1 protein-coding gene is annotated in these 1,007 nt (G+C 53.8%); it reads right to left on the bottom strand.

The genetic code is table 11. The annotated features are described in order from the left end of the window. Nucleotides 1-802, bottom strand: an 802-nt coding sequence (locus ACR0FG_RS20885; RefSeq protein ID WP_480895282.1) for a LysR family transcriptional regulator, incomplete at its 3' end; no start/stop codon positions are given. Nucleotides 803-1,007 lie beyond the last annotated feature (205 nt).

The raw sequence follows: 1,007 nt of genomic DNA, 5'->3' as shown, positions 1-1,007 counted from the left end.
CTGCGAATGTGTCCGGCATCCCTCCAACGATAAATTCAGGCTCTGCCAGCAGTCCAGTCAGGAGGTTGTAGTCGTCGCATTCGATATGCGGTTGCGCGTGGACTTTTTCGACTGCTTCAGCACCGCCACCAAGTGCCTTCGTCAAGGCAGCTTTCCAATGTTTGTGCAGATGCGGTGATGCGAAGGGGTAGTCGAATATGCCTGCCATGGTTTGCGGGCCGCGCTGGTGAATCTCATGATCTCGATGAGCAACAAACTGGATGGGTTGTTTCTCCATCAACATGATCTCGACATCTTCGGCTTCAGGTGTGTAGGTCAGATCGCCAAGGAACACGTCGAATTCCCCTGCCTGCAATAGGTCGAGCGGCCGTGCATAGGCACTCACCAGAATTCGGAAGCGCAGGTCAGGCATTGCCCTTCGTACGGTGCGCAAGACTGGCAGGATCAAAGTTCTTGTGGTTAACGGCCCGCAACCAATCAGCAAAGTACCCGGCCCGGTTTCACGCAAACCGGCCACACGGGTCGTATAGCGGTTCAGGTCTTCGCGCAGCGCCTGAGCGATTGGCAAAAACTCCTGCCCCGCGCGTGTCAACGTGCTGCTGTTTCGGCTGCGATGGAACAAAACAAGTCCCGTGTGTTCTTCAGCCTGCCCGACATAGCGGGACAAGGACGCGTTGGATACACCCATCGCACGAGCGGCGCTTTGGAAGCTGCCGGTTTCAGCCAATGTGAGAAAGGCGGTCAAAGCGTTTTCGTTCATCATACGGTCTAATTGTTTCAGGTTTTGTGTTTTAGTTTTCACAATATGAAATCATGGTAAAGCTCTGTTGCGACAAGAAACTCTCAATCGCTATCCCTGATGGACCCTTCGATATTCCCACCATCGATATCGTCTTCCACGTCCACAGAGGTAATAATGTTCATTCTTCGATCTATTGCGGCTTCCGCCACGCTGGCGACGGCAACAGTCTGTGCCATGCCGGTTCTGGCCGAAACCGACCAACCCA

The organism is Ruegeria sp. E1 (assembly GCF_056534225.1).
The sequence above is the reverse complement of the archived record's forward strand: the minus strand, read 5'-3'. Positions and strand labels throughout refer to the sequence as shown.